Source organism: Nitrospirota bacterium (assembly GCA_040756155.1).
Lineage (GTDB): Bacteria > Nitrospirota > Thermodesulfovibrionia > JACRGW01 > JBFLZU01 > JBFLZU01.
The window spans coordinates 1-4,060 of the sequence record JBFLZU010000004.1; the positions used below are offsets into that span (position 1 = coordinate 1).

7 protein-coding genes and 1 other RNA gene are annotated in these 4,060 nt (G+C 41.2%); all 8 read left to right on the top strand.

Features of this window, described 5'->3' with window-relative positions; genetic code table 11:
• A partial coding sequence (locus AB1488_00480) for a restriction endonuclease subunit R (protein MEW6408582.1) occupies positions 1-551 on the top strand: 551 nt, incomplete at its 5' end.
• A 35-nt stretch (positions 552-586) separates the two neighbouring features.
• The gene (gene smpB / locus AB1488_00485) at positions 587-1,048 is read left to right on the top strand and encodes an SsrA-binding protein SmpB (protein MEW6408583.1); all 462 of its coding nucleotides are present in this window, start codon (positions 587-589) and stop codon (positions 1,046-1,048) included.
• 64 nt (positions 1,049-1,112) lie between these two features.
• Positions 1,113-1,464: a transfer-messenger RNA gene (ssrA, locus tag AB1488_00490) on the top strand.
• A 20-nt stretch (positions 1,465-1,484) separates the two neighbouring features.
• Positions 1,485-2,141 (top strand): endonuclease III, encoded by a 657-nt coding sequence (gene nth / locus AB1488_00495; protein ID MEW6408584.1) that lies wholly within the window; start codon positions 1,485-1,487, stop codon positions 2,139-2,141.
• Between the two features lie 189 nt (positions 2,142-2,330).
• Positions 2,331-2,525, top strand: coding sequence for a 30S ribosomal protein S21 (gene rpsU / locus AB1488_00500; GenBank protein MEW6408585.1), 195 nt, complete (start codon positions 2,331-2,333; stop codon positions 2,523-2,525).
• Between the two features lie 3 nt (positions 2,526-2,528).
• A complete protein-coding gene (locus tag AB1488_00505) occupies positions 2,529-2,981 on the top strand; it encodes a GatB/YqeY domain-containing protein (GenBank protein MEW6408586.1) in 453 nt (150 codons plus the stop codon).
• Positions 2,978-3,934 (top strand): NGG1p interacting factor NIF3, encoded by a 957-nt coding sequence (locus AB1488_00510; protein MEW6408587.1) that lies wholly within the window; start codon positions 2,978-2,980, stop codon positions 3,932-3,934. The genes AB1488_00505 and AB1488_00510 overlap by 4 nt, the downstream gene beginning before the upstream one ends.
• Before the next feature lie 20 nt (positions 3,935-3,954).
• On the top strand, positions 3,955-4,060 hold a 106-nt coding region (locus AB1488_00515), incomplete at its 3' end, for a CHC2 zinc finger domain-containing protein (protein MEW6408588.1).

Genomic DNA, 4,060 nt, shown 5'->3' on the forward strand with positions numbered 1-4,060 from the left:
ATATTACTAACCATTACTATGTCCCTATGATTCTCACTGATGAAGAAAAGATAGACTATATAACCCATATAATTAAAACCCAAAGCGAAGTAAAATTTGTTAGTGACTTAGAAGATTACTTGAGCGGGAATGGAAATAAATTTAATGAGTTTGATTGGTGGTTTTTTAGTAAGTTGGATGAGACTCTGGACGAAGTGTATATCCCCTACTATCATCCTGATAGTAATAGGATTAGCAAATTTAACCCGGATTTTATATTTTGGCTTAAGAAAGGTGATAATTACTCTATTGTTTTTATTGACCCAAAGGGAATAAAGCACACTGATTACATGCATAAAGTGGATGGGTACAAAATGATATTTGAAGAAGATAACAGCAAACCAAGAAAGTTTGAATTTAAAGATTTAATGGGAAGAGTTTATACATTTTTACGTGCTGATGATATTAACAGACTTCCGCAAGACGGTTATAGAAATTACTGGTTTGATAACATTGATAGGGTATTGGATAAAGTACTGAAAAGGGGGAATGAAAATCAAATAGGGCATTGATTTATAGATAGATTTGTGTTATTTTATAATTGTCAATGACTCGTAGGGTGGATAGAGAAAAAGCGGTATGCACCAATAGAAAGGCATACCATGACTATGAGATAAAGGAAACCTACGAGGCGGGTATTGTGCTTCAGGGGACAGAGGTAAAGGCGTTAAGGGAAGGCAAGGCAAATCTGAAGGATAGTTATGCAGCCATCAAGAATGGTGAATTATTTCTTGTTCAGTGTCACATCAGTCCATACAGTCATGGTAATATTGAGAATCACGAACCATTGAGGACACGAAAACTCTTAATGCAAAAGGAAGAAATAACACGGCTTTATGGATTGATTTCCCAGAAGGGAGTTACCCTTATTCCACTTAGGATATACTTTCTTCGTGGGAAGGCAAAGGTAGAGTTGGCTGTTGCAAGAGGCAAGAAGCTCTTTGATAAAAGGGAATCCCTGAAAGAAAAAGACGCCCGAAGAGAAGTCGAACGGGCAATGAAAAGATAGCAATCGGTGGGTGGCATTTGGTTAGTTTCTACTTGCCACTATTCACTGACAACTGTAGTTAAAGGGGGGTGACCGGTTTCGACGGGGGTACGGAGCTGGGGTTGCATACCGAGGTCCCATCGGTCTCGTTAAACAGGTGGGAAAAAACAAACGCTAACAATTACGAGTTAGCCTTAGCTGCATAATCGCAGCTAACGCCTTACAATGGTCGCCTATTGCCATTGATAAGGTGTGATACAGGTAGGATAGTCCATTTCATCCTCCAGTGTGGAATGGATGAAACAGAAACTGGATAGGTTATCTCTGTTACCCGCTCACAGGTAAGGAGATAGCCGAATGCGATATGTGAGATAAGTATGTAGATACCTTAAGTGTAAGGCCTTCGGACGTGGGTTCGATTCCCACCACCTCCACCATTCTTCTCATATATTTCCGCATGAAAGACAGAGACATACACAGGGTAGTGGCAATGCTGAAAAAGGAGGTTAAACGGTGGGAGACACCGATTGTCGGGGTTGTTGCAGACAGTACAAGAGACCCTTTTAAAATACTTATATCCTGTCTCTTGAGTCTCAGGACTAAAGATGGCACGACTGCAAGGGCGACAGAACGACTCTTTGAGATTGCATCAACACCCGAGGAGATGATGGGACTCCCTGTTAGAACCATAGAGAAGTTGATCTATCCCGTGGGGTTTTATCGTGTAAAGGCAAAGAGACTAAAATCAGTATCTGAGGAACTGGTTCAGAGATATTCTTCAAGGGTCCCTGACGAGCTCGATGAGCTCCTTAAGATTAAAGGTGTTGGAAGAAAGACTGCAAATCTCGTGATTACCCTTGGATATAAAAAGTTAGGGATCTGTGTAGACACACATGTCCACAGGATTATGAACAGATGGGGATATGTGGGCACAAAAAACCCTGAGCAGACGGAGATGGAACTACGAAGAAAACTCCCACAAAAATACTGGATAACCATAAATGACCTCCTTGTCAGTTACGGGCAGAATATCTGTAAACCAATATCGCCACTGTGCAGCCAGTGTAAGCTCATATCATACTGTGATCGGTGTGGGATAAAAACGAGCAGGTAACAATCCCTCCTATCTTGTTGCCGAACAATCCTTTTCGCTTCCTGAAGAGAGAATTTAGGATTTGTTACCAAAAATTCTCTAATTTCGCTCAAGGGGTTCAGCAACAGCCTCCCTCCATTTTTCTTGACAGAGAAACCCCCTATCGCTGATAATATGATAGATTTTCTGAACAGGAGAGGGGGGTGATGTATGCCGGGAATAAAGGTGAAGGAAAGTGAATCCTTAGAGAATGCCCTCAGAAGATTCAAGAAACAGTGCGAAAAAGAAGGTATCCTTTCAGAGATAAAGAAAAGAGAGCACTATGAAAAACCAAGTATAAGACGGAAGAAAAAACTCTTAGCCTCACGCAAAAAAGCCTTCAAGCGCACAAAGATAATGGTGTAATAGATGACTCTCATCGAACAACTATCAGAGGACCTAAAACAGGCGATGAAGACAGGGAATAGGGTGAGGGTTGATACCATCCGAATGCTGAGAAACGCTATTAAAAACAAGGAGATAGACAAAAGACGCAGTCTTTCTGATGAAGAGGTGGTTGAGATACTTATTTCTCAGATGAAGCAGAGGAGGGATTCGATCGAACAGTTTGCTAAAGGAGGCAGGCAGGACCTTGTAGAGAAAGAAACAGCGGAATTAAACATCATACAATCCTTCCTCCCGGAACAGCTCTCTGAGGATGAATTACGGGAAAAGATAAGGGAAGCCATAGTTGAGACCGGGGCATCCGGTCTGAAGGATTTCGGTAAGGTCATGAAGGTATTGATGCCAGAGATAAAGGGCAAGGCTGATGGTAAACTCGTGGGTGAATTTGTAAAAGGATGCCTGGGAGGGCAATCTTGAAACTAAGAGATTTTTACGAAGCAATAGTAAAAATAGGAATAGAGAGGGATCCGAGGGGGAAAGAGGCTGTAGAACAGGATCTTGTCAGGAGGAAAAGACGTTTTGAGGAGTTGAAAGAGAAAGAGAAAGAGTATTTTGATTTAGAATCCCTTACCAACCCTTATGCTGATACACGGATACTATTTGGTGATGGAAATACTAAGGTGAAGAGAATACTTGTTGGAATTGATATTGAGGTGCCGGAGATACTCCTCGCAGATAGGCTTATATCAAAGGGCGAAAAGATAGATCTCGCCCTTTCACATCATCCTGAGGGAAAGGCATATGCCAATTTTTACGAGGTTATGCATATGCAGGCTGATATACTTAATAGATACGGTATCCCTATAAATGTTGCGGAGGCATTGCTGAGTGAGAGGATTAAAGAAGTTGAAAGAAAGGTAATGCCTGTAAATCATACAAGGGCTATCGATGCAGCTATCCTGCTGAACATCCCTATTATGTGTGCACATACCCCCTCTGACAACTCGGTGGCTAATTACCTTCAGAAACTCTTTGACGAAACAAAGCCAGATACGATTGATGATGTTATGAACCAACTAAACAGTATTCCTGAGTATAAAGAGGCATCGAGAAATAATGCAGGTCCAAAGATACTTATAGGGTCAAAAGAGAGACGATCAGGAAAGATTTTTGTTGATATGACAGGTGGAACAGAGGGCTCTAAGGAGATATTTGGCAGTCTTGCCCAGGCAGGGATAGGAACAATTGTAGCAATGCATTTAAGTGATGAGCATAGAAAAGAGGCAGAAAAAAACCATGTTAATGTTGTAATTGCAGGACATATCTCAAGTGATAACGTTGGGATGAACCTTCTACTCGATGAGATAAGTAAGATAGAACCGATAGAAGTATTAACCTGTTCTGGCTTTAAGAGATTTGTAAGAAATTAGAGGAAAGAGTGCAAACTTATGTGTCAGATGAGATCATTGAAAGAATCCGACAGGGCGTTGACATTGTTGATGTAATCTCTGAGTATGTCGTGCTCAAAAAAACAGGACAGAATTATAAAGGCTTCT